The following is a 15010-nucleotide window of genomic DNA, read 5'->3' as shown; positions in this document are numbered from 1 at the left end:
GAGGGGCTGGTTAAAGTCGCAGAAAATTTTTTGATCACCATGCTGAAGGCTCTGAGACGCCTGGCTGCGTTCTGCCTCTGCGTCGCGTTGAGCATGGGTCTGATGGCCCCGGCTTCTGTCGATGCTGCCGGCATCAATCCTGATGATCTGGGCGTGATCCGCCGCCAGGCCGCAGCATTTGAAGACGCAAAATCCCGTCTGCCTGATCTGGCCCGGCTGGTGAGCGAAAAGGATTGGGTCTTCACCCGCAACCTTCTGCATGGCCCCATGCAGGAAGTGAGCCGTGAAATGCTCTACATCAATCAGCGCCTCGACAAGAGCGAGCGTAAGGAGGCCACCAAGGTGGCCCGCTCCTTGAAAGAAGCTCTGGCTGATCTGGATGAAGCGGCACGCCTGCAGGACTTCAGCCGCCTGCAGAAGTCCTACAGCGCCGTTGCTGCAGGATTTGATGCCTACAGCGATCTGATCCCTGCTGAGGCCTTCAGCTGACCCGCTCCGTTGGAGTGATTGGTGCTGGGGCCATCGGCCTCGGCACCGCCTGGCATCTGGCCAAGAGAGGTCACGATGTTTCTGTTTACGACCCACGTCTGAACGCGCCCGTTCAGCGCCAGGGATCGGCAAACGATCTCAGTGGAACATCGGCATCCCTAGGGGTGTTGATGGGTCATGTGTTTCGCCGCAGCAGCGGACGGGGCTGGAGGCTGCGCCGCCGGAGCATGGAGCTCTGGCCGCAGTGGATCGAAACGCTGCAGGTCCACCAACCTGATCTCAAGCTCCATTTGGGCCTGCTGCAAATCCCGGAGGACGAACGAACGGCTGAGCGAATGGCGTCGCTGGCCGCCCAACGCGTCGACCTGGGCCTGCAGATGGTCACCAACGCCGACCTGGCAGAGGTCTGGCCGACGGCCAGCCACGGTGGCCTCCACTCGCGCCACGACGGGCGGGTGGATCCACTGCTGCTTCAACTGGCCCTGCGACAGGCGCTGGCAGGGCAAAGCGTGGATCTGAATGCCGAGGCAGTGGTCCACCTGGAGCGCAACAACAACCAGTGGAGTGTGCATCGAGCCGACGGTGAGAGCACAATCAATGACGTCGTTGTGCTGTCCACAGCACTGACCACGGATGCTCTGCTGGAACCCCTGGGCCACGCCCGAGCGATGACGCCGGTGTTGGGCCAGGCTCTGTCACTCCAGCTAACGACGGGGCCAACGAGCTGGACCCACTGGCCCTCAGTGCTGGTGGATCAGGGCTTCAACCTGATTCCCACATCACCCGGGCGCTTGCTGCTTGGGGCCACCGTGGAACCGGGTGATTGCGCTTCGGCAGACCCTCTGATCTTGATGCGCAGCCTGAATGAACGGGCACCTGCATGGCTGCGCACTGCCACTGTGGTGAGCCACTGGAGCGGCCTGCGAGCCCGACCCGTGGATCGCCCTGCACCGCTGCTGGAGGAGCTGGAGCCTGGACTGATTCTTGCCAGCGGGCATTACCGCAATGGCGTGCTGCTCGCACCTGCCACAGCGGAGTGGGTTGCCGCTGCACTCGAGCAGCCATGAAAAAAGGGCCCCGCGGGGCCCTAACGCGTCGATGGATCAACCGATCACTTGGTCTCAGTGAACTCCGCGTCGATAACGTCGTCGCTGGCGTCACCACCACCGGCGTTAGCACCGGCACCAGCACCGGCATCAGCACCAGGAGCTCCGCCGCCCGCTGCAGCACCCTCCTGCTGATAGACGGAAGCACCAACGGTGTAGAGCTCCTGCTGCAATTCCTCCAGCAGGGTCTTCATCGCGTCGTAGTCGTCTTTCTCGGTGGCTTCCTTGAGCTTGAGGCGCTTCTCCTCCAGCTTTGCCTTGGCGTCAGCATCGACTTTGTCGCCCAGTTCGCCCATCTGCTTTTCAGCTTGATAAACGAGGGTTTCGGCCTGGTTCTTAAGGTCGATTTTCTCGCGCTTCTCCTTGTCAGCGCTGGCATTGGCCTCGGCGTCCTTCACCATCTTGTCGACTTCGTTATCCGACAGGGTCGAGGCACCGGTGATCGAGATGGACTGCTCCTTGCCGCTGCCCTTGTCCTTAGCGGTGACGCTGAGGATGCCGTTGGCATCGATATCGAAGGTCACCTCGATCTGAGGCACGCCACGGGGTGCCGGAGGAATGCCATCAAGACGGAAGGTTCCGAGCGACTTGTTGTCGGATGCCATCTCGCGCTCGCCCTGGAGCACGTGAATCTCCACGTTGGTCTGACCATCCACAGCCGTGGAGTAGGTCTCTGTCTTCTTGGTGGGAACGGTGGTGTTGCGGGTGATCATCTTGGTCATCACACCGCCGAGGGTCTCCACACCCAGAGAGAGGGGCGTGACGTCGAGAAGAAGGATGTCCTTCACCTCTCCGGCCAGAACACCGCCCTGGATGGCAGCTCCAACAGCCACCACCTCGTCGGGGTTCACCGTCTGGTTGGGATCTTTACCGGTGATGCGCTTGACCAGTTCCAGCACCGCCGGGATGCGGGTGGAACCACCCACCATCACGATCTCGTCCAGCTCACCGGAAGAGAGCTTGGCGTCCTTGAGCGCCTGCTCCACGGGCATGGCACAACGATCAATCAGCTTGGAGGCCAGTTCCTCGAACTTGGCGCGGGTCAAGGTGAGATCTAGGTGCTTCGGACCCTCGGGCGTTGCCGTGATGAACGGCAGGTTGATCTCGCTCTGAGTGGCATTGGACAGCTCAACCTTGGCCTTTTCAGCGGCCTCGGTCAGACGCTGAAGAGCCTGCTTGTCCTGACGAAGATCAATGCCTTCGTTGGATTTGAAGGTCTCGGCCAGGTGATCCACGATCACCTTGTCAAAATCGTCGCCGCCGAGGTGGGTGTCTCCGGCGGTGGAGAGCACCTCGAACACGCCGTCGCCGACTTCCAGAACGGAAACGTCGAAGGTGCCGCCGCCGAGGTCGAAGACCAAGATGCGCTCATTGCTCTTCTTGTCGAGGCCATAGGCCAGAGCCGCAGCGGTGGGCTCGTTGATGATGCGCAGCACCTCAAGGCCAGCGATCTTGCCGGCATCCTTGGTGGCCTGGCGCTGGGAATCGTTGAAGTAGGCGGGAACCGTGATCACCGCCTGGGTGACGGTTTCACCGAGATACTTTCCGGCATCCTCAGACAGCTTGCGCAACACCTGCGCTGAGACCTCCTCAGGCGCGAATTGCTTTTCGAGAACCGGGCACTTCACCTTCACGTTGGAGCCGGCCTTCTCAACGCCGTAGCTCACCTCCTTCGATTCCTCGTTCACCTCATCGACACGACGGCCAATGAAGCGCTTGACGGAATAAAACGTGTTGTCCGGGTTCATCACCGCCTGACGTTTAGCGATCTGACCCACCAACTGATCCTGGTTCTTGGTGTAAGCAACCACGGAGGGCGTCGTGCGGAAGCCCTCGGCGTTTGCGATCACGGTGGGCTTGCCGCCCTCCATCACGGAAACACAGCTGTTCGTGGTGCCAAGGTCAATGCCGACAACCTTTCCCATCGTTGCCCACCTCCTGAGATGGTGATTTGAATGGGCTCATCCTCCACATCAGACCCGGTGACAGGCGAGGTGTGGTTCCCGAACAGGCAGGCTGGTGGAGCGATCCGGCCCTGGCAATGATCAACGGCGGCACCAGCCTTTTGGGCCTGCTCGGCAATCCAGTGCGCCACTCGCTTTCGCCGGTGATGCACAACGCAGCCCTCGAATCAATGGGGCTCAACTGGCGCTACCTGGCCCTTCCTTGCGAAACCGAGAGCCTTGATTTGGTGTTGCAGGGTCTCAGGGCCGTTGGCTGCCAGGGCCTCAACGTCACCATCCCGCACAAGCAGGCCATCGCTGAACTCTGTGATGAGCTGAGCCCTCTGGCGCGGCGACTTGGTGCCGTCAACACCCTGTTCCCAGGGGTCGACGGTGGCTGGTACGGCACCAACACCGACGTGGAGGGCTTTCTGGCACCACTTGGTGCCAACGAAGACTGGGCCGGACGCGATGCTGTGGTGATCGGCTGCGGCGGATCGGCCCGTGCGGTGGTCGCCGGCCTGCAAAGCCTGAAGCTGAACACAATCACCGTGGTGGGACGACGAAGCGAAGCCTTGCAGGCCTTCAACACCGATCTGCAACAAGACAATGCCCCTTTAACGGCCTGCCTCGAGAACGCGCCTCAGCTCAAAGAAGCCGTCGCCCAAGCAGCTCTCGTGGTGAACACGACCCCGGTGGGAATGGCACAGCACGGTGACCCCAAAGCAATGCCCCTGGGTGCGGAACTCTGGTCAGGGCTGAGCCCAAAGGCGGTTTTGTACGACCTCATTTACACACCAAGGCCCACCAGCTGGCTCACTGCTGGGCAACGCCGCGGCCATCGCTGCATCGATGGCCTCGAGATGCTGGTGCAGCAGGGCGCTGCATCGCTGCGGCTTTGGAGTGGACGCCATGACGTTCCAACCGAGGCGATGCGAAGCGCCGCCGAGACTGCTCTTGCGACCTAACGTCGCAGTAAGTCCTAGCCCCACCGTGCAGATTCCCCTCTGGCAGCGGCTACTCGCACCGCTGGTGTACCTGCTCCCCTGGAGTGACGCCATTCCCTTTGGCCTCGGGGCTGACGGTGTGTTTAACCAGATCCCTTTGCTCAGACTGCTGATCGTTCCAGCAGTGCCTCTGATCCAACTGAATCGGGGGGTCCCTTTTGGTGGCCTGCTGCTGTTCTTCGTGCTTTTTCTGGCGGTGGTTCGGAATCCAGCCGTTCCCTACTTCCTGCGATTCAACACTCTGCAGGCCTTGCTCACAGACATCGTGATCGTTGTTCTGAGCTTTGCCTTTGGAATCGTGCTCCAACCGATTGCTGGAGGCAGCTTGCTGCTGAGCACCCTGTCCAGCACGATCGTGATCGCGGTGCTGGCCATTCTGGTGTTCGCTCTTGTGGAGTGCTGGCGAGGGCGTGAACCGGATCTGCCAGGCATCAGCCAAGCCGTGCGCATGCAGCTCTACTGAAGGTGTAGGGGCACACCAGGGGATAAGGTGTTGGATCCGTCGCTCACTCCGGTGAGCCTGAAGCCCCGTTGGAGCTGCCCATGACGCACGATCCGTACTACGAAACCATGTACATCCTCCGTCCGGACATTCCGGAAGAGGAGGTCGAAAGCCATGTCACCAAGTACCGCGACATGCTCGTGGAAGCCGGTGCTGATGTGCTGGACAACCAGATGCGCGGCAAGCGCCGCCTGGCCTATCCGATTGCCAAGCACAAGGAAGGCATCTACGTGCAGCTGAGCCATAACGGTGATGGCCAGCACGTTGCTGTTCTCGAGAAGGCCATGCGCCTCAGTGAGGACGTGATCCGCTACCTGACCGTGAAGCAGGAAGGTCCCCTTCCCGCACCTCGGGTGATGCCCGGTAGCGAAGCCGCTCAGCAACAGCAAGCCGAAACAGCTACAGCTGCAGCTGCATCAGCTGACTGATCAGCATTGTGTGATCCATGGGTGGGCGATAGCGTCCGCCCATGGATTCACAACCTGATCAGCGTCATTCAACAGAACCCGCTTGGAACGAACGTCATGGCGACGTTGAGGTTGTTCGGTTGTTGAAGAAAAGAATCACAGAGCTCGAAGCCGAGATCAAGGCTTACGAAGACCTTCTTGCAGAACTGCCCGACGTTTTTGAGCGTCGATTCCAACAGCGACTTGAGCCGTTGATGGAGCGGTATCAACTACTGGCTGAACAGGTTGATCAAGAACAGATCGAGCGCCCCCAGCAGGCAGCTCTCCCTGGAACCTCAGAACCAGATAACGTCGTGCGCTTTCCGGGCCTGAGGCTCCCCAAGTTCCTGCAGAGGCAGCAGCGTTCAGCCTGAACGACGGTGGGATGCTGACCAGAGCCGGGTTGGCAGACCCCAGACGTAAATGAAACCCTCCGCAGCACGGTGATCGAACTGATCCTCACTGCCGTAGGACGCCATCTCGGGAACATAAAGACTGCTGTCCGCTGAGCCGCGACCGGTGACCGTGGCTGTTCCCTTGTGGAGCCGGAGACGAACGACACCATTGACGGTGGTCTGGGTGCGATCCATGAAGCCGTCAAGAGCATCCTTGAGGGGGCCATACCAAAGACCTTGGTAAACGAGGTCAGCCCACTGCATCTCCAATTGCCGCTTGCTACGCAGAACATCGGCGGCCAGGGTCAGGCTTTCCAGTTCCTGGTGGGCCTGGATCAGAAGCAACAGCCCAGGCGTTTCATAGATCTCCCGGGATTTGATTCCCACCACACGGTTCTCGATCATGTCGAGACGACCAATGCCGTGGGTTCCCGCCAAACGGTTGGCTTCACGGATCAACGCCACAGGATCCAGACGCTGCCCATTGATCGCAACAGGATTGCCGGCTTCAAAAGCAATCTCGATCTCTTCTGAGGCATCGGGAGCAGCCTCCACCGATCGGGTCATCGCGAAGACCTCTTCCGGCGGAGCCACCATCGGATCTTCCAGAGGTCCAGCCTCGATGCTGCGGCCGAGCAGATTCAGATCAATTGAGTAGGGCGATTTCTTGCTCACGGGGGCGGGCATCCCAAAGCGTTCGCCGTAAGCAATGGTCTCCTCACGGCTCATGCCCCACTCACGGGCGGGGGTGAGGACCTTGAGATCAGGCGCCAGCGCTGCGATGGCCACATCAAAACGCACCTGGTCGTTGCCTTTGCCTGTACAGCCATGGGCGACAGCATCAGCACCCACTTCCCGGGCCACCTCGACAAGGCGCTTGGCGATCAGAGGCCTGGCCAGAGCGGTGGAGAGGGGGTAACGGCCTTCGTACAGGGCATTGGCACGAATCGCCGGAAAAGCGAAATCCTTGATGAACGACTCGATCAGATCTCCCACCAACGACTGACTGGCACCGGCATCGAGCGCTTTCTGACGAATCGGTTCCAGCTCATCGCCCTGGCCGAGATCTGCAGCAAATGTGATCACATCCTCCACGCCCCATTCCTGCTTGAGGTACGGGATGCAGACACTGGTATCCACTCCCCCGGAATAGGCGAGTACCACCTTCTTGGCGCGGCCCATCAATGGGTCTCCTGATCACACTCCTCTGATTCTCTCGTCTCGCCGGCCGCATCCTGAGGTGAGGTCACAAGCAGCCATGCAGCCAACCCCGCAGCCGGAGCAAAGACCAGGAGCAGCGCAAGGATCCAGGAGGTCTGCAACGGTTCAGGCCGCTGCAGACCCCACCAGTGCAAGCCAGCACTGATCATCAGAGCCAGACCCCACAAGACAATCAGAAGCGCAGGTTTATTCAGCTGGAGCTCGAAAACAGCACGTGGTCTATCTTGGTTGATTGGCCTGTGTCCGTCCCTGCATGAGCGATCTGGTTGATTTAAACGCCCTGGACAGCGTCAACCCGTCCCTCACCCGCTACGGGCGCCGTGACCCAGCACCCGTGCTGCCCCTGCGAGAGGAGCCCGATCTCCTGTCCTGGCTGGAAACCAGCGGCCGTCTCGTCGCCGACGAAGAATCCGGTTCCCCCGAAGTGAGCACTGTCGAAGAGGAAGAACTCTCGGCGCTCATGGGTGAAAAAGAGGATTACAACAAAGATGACGAGCAAAATGAAGAGCAGTGGGAGGACTGATGTCCCCCAACCACTGACTGGTCGTCACTGAGCGACTCATCTAGGGTCCCAGCGACCAGTCCAGTGCTGCTTTGCAATCCACGGATTCGATCCATCGTCCTTGGTGGGAGAACGGCTCGATTAGTGCCAGCTTGCTCATGCTGGTGGTCTTGGCGACCAGCTTTGCAGCCGACAAATGGATCCCCAATGCGCAGCTGAGCCTGCCTCTGTTGATTTCAACGGTCTGCGCAACCGCTACGGCAGCTTTAGGCATTCCGCTTCTGCGTCGCTTGAAGATGGGGCAGTTCATCCGCGAGGAGGGACCGGAATCCCATCGGAGCAAAGCGGGAACGCCAACGATGGGGGGTCTGCTCGTGGTTCCCGTCGGAGTCATTCTCGGCAGCCTGATCACGCGGGACCCCGTGGCATCGCAACAACTGCTCAGCCTGGCTTCGCTGACGTTGGCATTCATGCTGATCGGCGGCGTCGATGACTGGAGCAGCCTCACCAAACACACGAACACAGGTCTGACAGCGCGAGGGAAATTGCTGCTGCAGGCCCTTGCGGCCCTTGTCTTTCTGGTCGTCGCAGCCTGGCAGGGCTGGATCAGCAGCAGCATTGCCTTGCCTTTGGGCCTTGAACTTCCGCTGGGGATCCTGATCTGGCCTTTGGGGCTGTTTGTTGTTCTGGCGGAGAGCAATGCCACCAACCTCACCGATGGCCTGGATGGTCTAGCCAGCGGCTGTGGAGCTCTGGTGTTTACGGGTCTGGCGCTTCAGCTAATGCTGCGAGGGGACAGTGGAGATCCCGCCCTAGCTGGATTTTGCATGACCATGGCAGGGGCGTGGCTGGGATTTCTTGTGCACAACCGAAACCCGGCTCGAGCCTTCATGGGCGACACCGGATCCCTCGCGATGGGGGCAGCCCTGAGTGGTGTCGCCCTGTTGTCCAACAGTCTTTGGCCACTGCTGGTGATGGGAGGCGTCTTCGTGGCTGAATCCCTCTCCGTGATCATCCAGGTTTGGGTGTTCAAGGCCACGAAAGGACCTGATGGACAAGGCCGACGCGTGTTCCGCATGGCGCCACTTCATCACCATTTTGAGCTGGGAGGCACCGATGAGCGCAGCGTGGTGACTGCGTTCTGGCTTGTCACAGCAGGTCTTGTACTTCTGGGGCTGGTGCTGCATCCCTAAGCGTTGATCTTCGATCAAATCCTGAGAAACATCCGTTTTGGAACGATCTCAATGATGAAGCCGTTCAGATCGTCACTGAGTCGAACTTGAATTCGTAACACACAAAGTCAATATCTTTTTCGAAAATTGATCATCAACCAGCAAAAATAAGTGGCATTTTAAAGATTAGAAGATGACCACAACACAGCCCACCAAACAGAAGGAGGCGTGAACTAAAAATCCTGAACTGAGGAGATTTCTACATCCAGCACGAAAGCTTTCTTCGGCTCACATCCCTTAAAGTCACCCTTTCGAGGCATCGAGGCAGGATGACTTATTTCACCTGGCGTGAATCCGGTCTCACAGCTGACTGTTCGAGCCTCGAAGCGATGGCTGCCCGCTTTCAGGAGTCAGCCAGTTTGATGCGGCGCATGTCCAGCGAAGGATTCCATCTGGAACGGCATGGAACAGAGCAGCGCATCACCCATCCCGATCCCACGGTGTTTGAAGCCTGGGGATTCGTCAGCGAAGAATCGCCGGTCCGCCAACTCACGCTGATCCCCGATCTTCAGAACTGATGGAAAACCTGCTTGACAAAACCGCTGAGCTACTCGCCAGCGCAGCGGCTGATCCTGATCGGGTTCTGCGTTGGGTGCTGATCTATTTCGGTGTGTCGTCGCTTGGATTCATGGGCGTGTGGTTGATCGGAGAAGTGCGTCGTCAGAGCAACAACGCCGATTCGAACTGAGCCCTCAGCGGCTGGCTTCCACCGAACGCTGACGCCACTGAGGCGTCTGTTCCATCGATTTCAGCTGATCAGCACTGGGACTTTCAAGCGCGTCGAGGAAATGCAGCGGTTCCGCTTCAAAGTGAAGGTGAGGTCCGGTTGACCAGCGACCCGTATTCCCACAAAGACCAATGATCTGACCGCGGTCATAGGAACCTGCGGGGGCACCAACATTGAGATGGCTGTAGCGGGTCTTAATCCCATCGCCCGCAAGATGGAACGTCCATCCGTGGGTGGATGTCCAGCGACTCCGACCAACACCATCATGTGCCGCGCGCACAGGACGACCAACACGGCAGGCGATATCCAACGCTGGGTGGTCTGGTTCGACGCCTTGGGTCACCACACCCGACATCGGTACAAGCAACGCGGCAAACAGACCCAGCAAACAATCAAAATGAGAATTGGAAGAGAACCTTAAGACACTGTCCCTTCCGTCAGAGAAAAGACAGGATTCCCGTTTTTCCTTAACGCTCTCTTAAAAGGAAAAAAACCCTGTGCTTCCGGGCCACTCCGCCGGCGGTCTCGCGACGGTTCGAAGTGCAAATCAAACGCAGCTCATGCGCAGAGCACTTCTGTTCACTGGTGCCGGCCTGATGGTCGCCGCCGCTGGACTGCCTGGCTTCGCCGCCCCCAAACAAACCGCCCGGACCGTCACCAACGGTTTCGTTCGCTCCAACGTTCTGTTGCCCATCGGTGGCAAACAGCAGGTCTCCAATCCCGTTCCTCAAGATCTGAGCAATCTGTCCGGTTGGACCCGTGAAGAACTCGAAGTGGGTCTGGAGAAGCAGTACGACGTCGACGTTGCTGACGTCACTGAATTCCTCTATTCAGATGAGGGCGAGGCCTTCCTGAAAGCAAGCCTGAACGGCAACTATCACCCGTACTACAGCCAGCAGAACGATCTGCAGGCCGTTCGCAGCGCCATCATTCTCGATGCTGAAGATGGCAAGCTCTCCAGCTACGGAATGATGGCCAAGCTGCCGACCGATCAGCGCCTGCAAGGTGCCATGAAGGTCTGCAATGCCGACGTGAAAGGTGATTTCCACAAGGACACCTCTCTGCTCAGCTGGTACATGAACACTCCGGCCTGCATCCAGGCCTACACCGCCAAGGCCCCTGAGCCCGCTCCAGCTGCTCCCGTTCAGGGACTCTGGTGATCTGACGGCATAACGACAAAAGACGTCGAACAAGCCCTGGGACGACCCAGGGCTTTTTTGATGCACTGGGCATCAAAACAAGGGCATCAAGGCAAAACCACCACGGGAGTCCCCACCTCCACAAGCTCAAACACCCTGCGGATGTGTTCGTCATAAAGGCGAACACATCCATGCGACACAGCCCGTCCGACGGTCCAACGATGGGGAGTGCCGTGCAAGCCGACGTGGGAGCAGCCTCGAACCTGCACCATTTTCTCGCCATCCCAACCACCGGGATTGGAGCAGTCCTGATGAAAGGCAATCCAGCGCGATCCCAGGGGGTTTCGACCTCCGGGGGGAACCAAAACACCGGTGCCTGGATGCCTCCAAACGGGATCCACCGTCTTGAAAAGCACCCGATGCTCCCCAACAGGGGTTTCCCAACCTTGCGTGCCAACAGCGGCAGGCACACGCAGACGAAGCTGGCCCTGCTCCAGCAGGATCAGCTGACGGCTTGAGCGATCCAACACAAGTTGCTTGTTGGAACGCGAGCGGACTGCAGCCGGCAGCAAAGCCAGCGCCTCTGCATCACTCAGCCAGGGAGCAACCGGTGGAATGGGATCAGCAGGCCTGGCTCTTGCCGCCCCGAGCTGAAGACATCCCCCAGCGAGAACCGCCAACAATGTCGCCCGAAGCACTGGACTCCATCAAGAACTCATCCTTGACGTAGCGGCACATCGAGCCCTGCACTCCCAGGCTGCGGAAAGTCTCAGGACTTGCGTTGATTGATGATGCGGCCAGCCATTCAAAGATCACCATGCCGTCGTTTCCTCGCACCGTGATGCTGCTGGGCAGTGGGGAACTGGGCAAAGAAGTGGCCATCGCTGCCCAGCGACTGGGCTGCCGGGTGATCGCCTGTGATCGCTATGCAGGTGCTCCAGCAATGCAAGTGGCTGACATGGCGGAAGTGCTGCCGATGACCGATGCCGATGGCTTGCTCGAAGTGGTCAGGCGCCACCAGCCCGATGTGGTGATCCCGGAGATCGAAGCGCTCGCAGTTCATGCGTTAGCGGAACTGGAACAGGAGGGAATCACCGTGATTCCAACGGCCCGTGCGACGGCCGTCACCATGAACCGAGACCGCATCCGCGACCTGGCAGCAGGTGAACTCGGTCTCCGCACGGCCCGATTCGCCTATGCCTCCAATGCTGAGGAACTCACAGAGGTGGCGAAACCTCTGGGCTGGCCCGTCGTGGTGAAACCGGTGATGAGTTCCTCGGGCAAAGGGCAGAGCGTGGTGGCCTGTGCGGACGATCTGCCCAAAGCCTGGGATATCGCCATGGCCGGCGCCCGCGGCACCTCAGACCAAGTGATTGTTGAGGAATTTCTCAGCTTCGATCTGGAAATCACCCTGCTCACCATTCGCCAGCGCAACGGCGAAACCCTGTTCTGTGCACCGATCGGCCACGAACAGGAAGGAGGGGACTATCAGTGCAGCTGGCAGCCCGCCCAACTGACGGAACAGCAACTGAATCAGGCCCAAGCCATGGCCAGGACGGTGACCGACAACCTCGGCGGTGCAGGTCTCTTCGGTGTGGAATTTTTCCTCTGTGGTGATGAGGTGATCTTTTCGGAACTGTCTCCCCGCCCCCACGACACCGGCCTGGTCACATTGATCAGCCAAAACCTGAGCGAATTCGAACTGCACCTGCGTGCCGTTCTTGGCCTGCCGATCCCCGAGATCACTGCAGCTGATGCCGCTGCCAGCCGTGTGATCTTGGCCGAAACTCATCTGGACTCCGTCGCTTTTGAAGGGGTCGAACAAGCGTTGACGGAAGCTGACACCCAATTGCTGCTGTTCGGCAAGCCCACGGCCCGCCCAGGTCGGCGGATGGGTGTGGCCCTGGCAAAGGGAGGAGATTGGAAGGAAGCACAAGCCAAGGCCGACAGGGCAGCCGCCTGTATGACCGTGATCCCGGGATCAACGGCTGCCTGAAAACCGGTAGTGGGTTAAGCCATCCAGCACCGCTCCAACACTGGGGCGTTTCGACACATAAACCCGCTGCTGAGACCGTTGACCCAACAAACAAGGATCGTGATCCGCAGGCACGACCGTGGCGGGTAAACCATCCAGCAACTCTCCATCCCCCTGTTGACTGGCCACCACCAGAACCCGCTCCAGGGGGAGCCCCCAAGAGTGAGCCAGGAAGCGAATGGCCTCGCTGCGGGAGGCGCGCTGCGGCAGAACATCCAAGAACCAGTGGCAGCGGAGCTGAGGTTCAGCCTGCAAAGCATGGCGCCGCAAGCGCTGACGGGCCAACCCGATCAACCCACGGTTGGAGGCACGCAACAAGTAGCTGACCTTGAAACGACTTTGATGATCAAGGTCCTGAAGCTGAATGTGTTCCTGCAGGTGACCCATCGCTGCAAGAACAGCATCGCGATCCCAGGCCTCACTGATCCGCTGCGCCCAAACGGGGTCCGCTGCGCGATCCAAACCATGGTGGATCTCGGTTCCAGCCCGGCAGATCCAGGCCTTGGGATCGGGAAGGTGCAACTCGTGGTAGCGCTGACGTGCCTGAGCCAGGGAGCGACCCGTAAGGATGACCAACCCTGTCGAGGCGGAAAAGGGTTCGGCTTGAAGCCGATCGCGCAGATGTGCAAGGGAGCTTTCCTCCGGCAACTCCAAACTGCTGTCGAGATCCAGCGCCAGGAGCCTGGAGACAGGACTGGGCCGCCGCACCACCGACAACGCTCGAACAGGTGACGCACGAATCCTTTGCTGCATCAGGGCGAGGTATTGGCAGACATGGGCATCCCAACTGAAGTGGCGACTGATCGCCTCCACCCCGTTGTCACTCCAACGTCGCCAACGGGGTGCATCACTGCCGGCGAGTTCCAGGGCTTCCTGAAGTGCCCCAGGATCGGTGACGTCTGCCAAAAGACCGTTGTCGCAACGGTGTTGGATATCCCGTGGCCCCCCATCGTCGGTCGCCACCATCGGCAAACCACAGGCCGCGGCCTCCAGCAGGGTGAGTCCGAAGGGTTCCGTCAAAGCCGGGTTCACAAACAACCCGCCACGACGGGCAGCCCAGCGATACAGGGCGGGAATCTGGGCACGACTGTGTTGTTTGGGATAAGCCACCTGGCCATAGAGGTCAAAGCGATCCACCAGATCGAACACCTGCTGAAGCACATCGCGCTGCTGCTTCTCGAGCTGACGCGGGTCATCCCGACAGCCCAGCACAAGCACGAGGTTGTGACGCTGCCGCAGCACCGGTGACTGGCCGTAGGCCTCCACAAGCGCAGGAATGTTTTTGCGACGAACCGCACGGGAAATCGCGAGCAGGGGTGCGCGATCTGGCTCCCTCAGGAAAGGCTGCAACAGGCTTTCCACAGCAGAGCATTCCTGCGACGAACCGTGGGGATGGAACCGTGTGGCATCGACCCCGGGGGGGACCACCTCCGCCTGAGCCGCCTGAAAGTGGCCGTAGCGCGAGTACTGCTGATCAGCTTCCTGACGGGTGCTGGTGATCACCAGATCGGCTTGCGCCAGAGCGCGCTCTTCGGCATCGATGCGACGGCTGATGGCATAGGTCTGCTCAATCTGAGAGCGATCAAGACCACCGGCCAGGAGGCGACGCTGTTTCTCCCGGCCGAGAGAGTGCCCGGTGAACACCAGCGGAATGCCCAGCCGCTGACTGACCAGAGCACCCACCAAGCCGGCATCGGCGTAGTGGGCATGAATCCAGTCCACCCTCTGGCCAGGCTGGCTCAGATGTTCCACCAGTTGATCAGCCAGCTCCTCGAGATGGGGCCAAAGAAGCTCCTTCCGCAAATACCGCTTCGGTCCGAATGGGAAACGCAGGATGCGGGCACCCGGACAAATGACCTCCTCCCGTTTGCTGTAGTCGAGATCAAAACGACGGTCCTGAATCAACCGCGTCACCACATCAACCTGCTCAACCTCGGCCCGCTGCGCCAGGCTGCGCGCAAGCTCGAGGACATAGAGCGTCTGGCCACCGGTATCAGCATCCCGTCCGAGTTCGAGCTCATGGGAACGAAACAGACCGTGAAGATGCAGATGCAACAACCGGATCCCCATTCGCTCACCTCACAAACAACAACGGAACACAGATTCAGTGCCGTTGGTTTTTCTTTAGAGGCGGAAGAAGAGCTAAAAAATGAAAAAAACCTTAGAAGGCACGCAAATCAAACAGCTAAAAAAAGCCGACTCTCTATCTCTCGCAGGTGATCTGAGCTCAAGAAACTGGACTCATGCCGACTGCTGTATGTAACAA

The 15010-nt window shown here is 59.5% G+C and carries 18 protein-coding genes; 12 read left to right on the top strand and 6 right to left on the bottom strand.

The window, feature by feature from the left end; all coding sequences use genetic code 11:
* Positions 1 to 39: 39 nt before the first annotated feature.
* Positions 40 to 489: a photosystem II protein PsbQ gene (gene psbQ / locus FZX13_RS06535; RefSeq protein ID WP_226397544.1), complete on the top strand. Its 450-nt coding sequence runs from the start codon at positions 40 to 42 to the stop codon at positions 487 to 489.
* A gap of 14 nt (positions 490 to 503) precedes the next feature.
* Positions 504 to 1556, top strand: a complete 1053-nt coding sequence (locus FZX13_RS06530; RefSeq protein ID WP_226408576.1) for an FAD-dependent oxidoreductase — start codon at positions 504 to 506, stop codon at positions 1554 to 1556.
* Positions 1557 to 1600: 44 nt separating this feature from the next.
* Here FZX13_RS06530 and dnaK read toward each other — a convergent pair whose 3' ends face one another.
* Positions 1601 to 3520 (bottom strand): molecular chaperone DnaK, encoded by a 1920-nt coding sequence (gene dnaK, locus FZX13_RS06525; protein WP_226397546.1) that lies wholly within the window; start codon positions 3518 to 3520, stop codon positions 1601 to 1603.
* 116 nt (positions 3521 to 3636) lie between these two features.
* On the opposite strand from dnaK, the gene FZX13_RS06520 reads away from it, so the two are divergent.
* From FZX13_RS06520 to FZX13_RS06505, 4 genes are all read left to right on the top strand, one after another.
* A complete protein-coding gene (locus FZX13_RS06520) occupies positions 3637 to 4506 on the top strand; it encodes a shikimate dehydrogenase (protein ID WP_226408827.1) in 870 nt (289 codons plus the stop codon).
* Between the two features lie 25 nt (positions 4507 to 4531).
* On the top strand, positions 4532 to 5008 hold the full coding sequence (locus FZX13_RS06515; protein ID WP_226408573.1) for a Tic20 family protein: 477 nt from the start codon (positions 4532 to 4534) through the stop codon (positions 5006 to 5008).
* An 80-nt stretch (positions 5009 to 5088) separates the two neighbouring features.
* On the top strand, positions 5089 to 5475 hold the full coding sequence (gene rpsF, locus FZX13_RS06510; RefSeq protein ID WP_115025022.1) for a 30S ribosomal protein S6: 387 nt from the start codon (positions 5089 to 5091) through the stop codon (positions 5473 to 5475).
* A gap of 41 nt (positions 5476 to 5516) precedes the next feature.
* Positions 5517 to 5867, top strand: coding sequence for a hypothetical protein (locus FZX13_RS06505; protein WP_226408572.1), 351 nt, complete (start codon positions 5517 to 5519; stop codon positions 5865 to 5867).
* Here the strand turns inward: FZX13_RS06505 and FZX13_RS06500 are convergent.
* Positions 5859 to 7070, bottom strand: a complete 1212-nt coding sequence (locus FZX13_RS06500) for an argininosuccinate synthase (protein ID WP_226408570.1) — start codon at positions 7068 to 7070, stop codon at positions 5859 to 5861. The genes FZX13_RS06505 and FZX13_RS06500 overlap by 9 nt on opposite strands.
* The gene (locus FZX13_RS06495) at positions 7070 to 7276 is read right to left on the bottom strand and encodes a hypothetical protein (RefSeq protein ID WP_226408568.1); all 207 of its coding nucleotides are present in this window, start codon (positions 7274 to 7276) and stop codon (positions 7070 to 7072) included. Before FZX13_RS06495 ends, FZX13_RS06500 begins: the two co-directional genes overlap by 1 nt.
* Positions 7277 to 7362: 86 nt before the next feature.
* Here FZX13_RS06495 and FZX13_RS06490 point away from each other — a divergent pair, with 86 nt between their 5' ends.
* The 4 genes from FZX13_RS06490 to FZX13_RS06475 all read left to right on the top strand — a co-directional run bounded on the left by FZX13_RS06490 (position 7363) and on the right by FZX13_RS06475 (position 9531).
* The gene (locus tag FZX13_RS06490) at positions 7363 to 7632 is read left to right on the top strand and encodes a DUF3134 domain-containing protein (RefSeq protein WP_115024694.1); all 270 of its coding nucleotides are present in this window, start codon (positions 7363 to 7365) and stop codon (positions 7630 to 7632) included.
* A 137-nt stretch (positions 7633 to 7769) separates the two neighbouring features.
* Positions 7770 to 8804, top strand: a complete 1035-nt coding sequence (mraY, locus tag FZX13_RS06485) for a phospho-N-acetylmuramoyl-pentapeptide-transferase (protein WP_226408825.1) — start codon at positions 7770 to 7772, stop codon at positions 8802 to 8804.
* 308 nt (positions 8805 to 9112) lie between these two features.
* On the top strand, positions 9113 to 9361 hold the full coding sequence (locus FZX13_RS06480; protein ID WP_226408566.1) for a hypothetical protein: 249 nt from the start codon (positions 9113 to 9115) through the stop codon (positions 9359 to 9361).
* Positions 9361 to 9531 (top strand): hypothetical protein, encoded by a 171-nt coding sequence (locus FZX13_RS06475; RefSeq protein WP_226408564.1) that lies wholly within the window; start codon positions 9361 to 9363, stop codon positions 9529 to 9531. The genes FZX13_RS06480 and FZX13_RS06475 overlap by 1 nt, the downstream gene beginning before the upstream one ends.
* Before the next feature lie 4 nt (positions 9532 to 9535).
* Here FZX13_RS06475 and FZX13_RS06470 read toward each other — a convergent pair whose 3' ends face one another.
* Complete coding sequence (locus FZX13_RS06470) at positions 9536 to 9958, bottom strand: M23 family metallopeptidase (RefSeq protein ID WP_226408562.1); 423 nt, start codon at positions 9956 to 9958, stop codon at positions 9536 to 9538.
* Between the two features lie 172 nt (positions 9959 to 10130).
* Here FZX13_RS06470 and FZX13_RS06465 point away from each other — a divergent pair, with 172 nt between their 5' ends.
* Positions 10131 to 10730: an alpha/beta hydrolase gene (locus FZX13_RS06465; RefSeq protein ID WP_115024699.1), complete on the top strand. Its 600-nt coding sequence runs from the start codon at positions 10131 to 10133 to the stop codon at positions 10728 to 10730.
* 86 nt (positions 10731 to 10816) lie between these two features.
* Here FZX13_RS06465 and FZX13_RS06460 read toward each other — a convergent pair whose 3' ends face one another.
* The gene (locus tag FZX13_RS06460) at positions 10817 to 11389 is read right to left on the bottom strand and encodes a L,D-transpeptidase (protein WP_226408560.1); all 573 of its coding nucleotides are present in this window, start codon (positions 11387 to 11389) and stop codon (positions 10817 to 10819) included.
* 137 nt (positions 11390 to 11526) lie between these two features.
* Here FZX13_RS06460 and purT point away from each other — a divergent pair, with 137 nt between their 5' ends.
* On the top strand, positions 11527 to 12705 hold the full coding sequence (gene purT / locus FZX13_RS06455) for a formate-dependent phosphoribosylglycinamide formyltransferase (RefSeq protein WP_226408558.1): 1179 nt from the start codon (positions 11527 to 11529) through the stop codon (positions 12703 to 12705).
* Here purT and FZX13_RS06450 read toward each other — a convergent pair.
* Complete coding sequence (locus FZX13_RS06450; RefSeq protein WP_226408556.1) at positions 12691 to 14814, bottom strand: HAD family hydrolase; 2124 nt, start codon at positions 14812 to 14814, stop codon at positions 12691 to 12693. The genes purT and FZX13_RS06450 overlap by 15 nt on opposite strands.
* Positions 14815 to 15010 lie beyond the last annotated feature (196 nt).

Origin of the sequence: Synechococcus sp. MU1625 (assembly GCF_020514205.1) — a bacterium.
Taxonomy (GTDB): Bacteria; Cyanobacteriota; Cyanobacteriia; order PCC-6307; family Cyanobiaceae; genus Parasynechococcus.
The sequence above is the reverse complement of the archived record's forward strand: the minus strand, read 5'-3'. Positions and strand labels throughout refer to the sequence as shown.

Bases quoted from the DNA above. Each gene is read 5' to 3' on its own strand.
- psbQ (WP_226397544.1), top strand. From the start codon at position 40: ATGCTGAAGGCTCTGAGACGCCTGGCTGCGTTCTGCCTCTGCGTCGCG.
- dnaK (WP_226397546.1), bottom strand. From the start codon at position 3,520: ATGGGAAAGGTTGTCGGCATTGACCTTGGCACCACGAACAGCTGTGTT.
- FZX13_RS06520 (WP_226408827.1), top strand. From the start codon at position 3,637: ATGATCAACGGCGGCACCAGCCTTTTGGGCCTGCTCGGCAATCCAGTG.
- rpsF (WP_115025022.1), top strand. From the start codon at position 5,089: ATGACGCACGATCCGTACTACGAAACCATGTACATCCTCCGTCCGGAC.
- FZX13_RS06505 (WP_226408572.1), top strand. From the start codon at position 5,517: ATGGATTCACAACCTGATCAGCGTCATTCAACAGAACCCGCTTGGAAC.
- FZX13_RS06500 (WP_226408570.1), bottom strand. From the start codon at position 7,070: ATGGGCCGCGCCAAGAAGGTGGTACTCGCCTATTCCGGGGGAGTGGAT.
- FZX13_RS06490 (WP_115024694.1), top strand. From the start codon at position 7,363: ATGAGCGATCTGGTTGATTTAAACGCCCTGGACAGCGTCAACCCGTCC.
- mraY (WP_226408825.1), top strand. From the start codon at position 7,770: ATGCTGGTGGTCTTGGCGACCAGCTTTGCAGCCGACAAATGGATCCCC.
- FZX13_RS06480 (WP_226408566.1), top strand. From the start codon at position 9,113: ATGACTTATTTCACCTGGCGTGAATCCGGTCTCACAGCTGACTGTTCG.
- FZX13_RS06475 (WP_226408564.1), top strand. From the start codon at position 9,361: ATGGAAAACCTGCTTGACAAAACCGCTGAGCTACTCGCCAGCGCAGCG.
- FZX13_RS06465 (WP_115024699.1), top strand. From the start codon at position 10,131: ATGCGCAGAGCACTTCTGTTCACTGGTGCCGGCCTGATGGTCGCCGCC.
- purT (WP_226408558.1), top strand. From the start codon at position 11,527: ATGCCGTCGTTTCCTCGCACCGTGATGCTGCTGGGCAGTGGGGAACTG.
- FZX13_RS06450 (WP_226408556.1), bottom strand. From the start codon at position 14,814: ATGGGGATCCGGTTGTTGCATCTGCATCTTCACGGTCTGTTTCGTTCC.